This window comes from Pseudomonas sp. RA_35y_Pfl2_P32 (genome assembly GCF_963970735.1).
GTDB lineage: Bacteria > Pseudomonadota > Gammaproteobacteria > Pseudomonadales > Pseudomonadaceae > Aquipseudomonas.
On sequence record NZ_CAXAQF010000441.1, the window covers coordinates 1 to 255 of the forward strand.

At 47.5% G+C, this 255-nt stretch carries 1 pseudogene; it reads left to right on the top strand.

From position 1 onward, the window contains the following. Positions 1–50 precede the first annotated feature (50 nt). A pseudogene (locus AACY45_RS29075) lies at positions 51–255 on the top strand (tetratricopeptide repeat protein); the annotation flags it as partial.

Genomic DNA, 255 nt, shown 5'->3' on the forward strand with positions numbered 1-255 from the left:
TAGGCCGGTACTTCGCTTTTGCGCTCCCAAGGGATAAACAGGATGATGACATGGCCGAGCGTTATTACCGATGTGCGGGCGCTCAGGAAAATCCTGATGCGATAGAGAAAACCGCCAGCTTTTATGAAACAGCTAAAGAGAACAAGCCACGCTCGCTGTTCTATTATCAGCGTGCGGCATCGTTAGGTAGTTTTACGGGGTTAAGCAATTTAAAAGGAGCATTCGAAGCTATACCTCGACCAATACACAACTTTG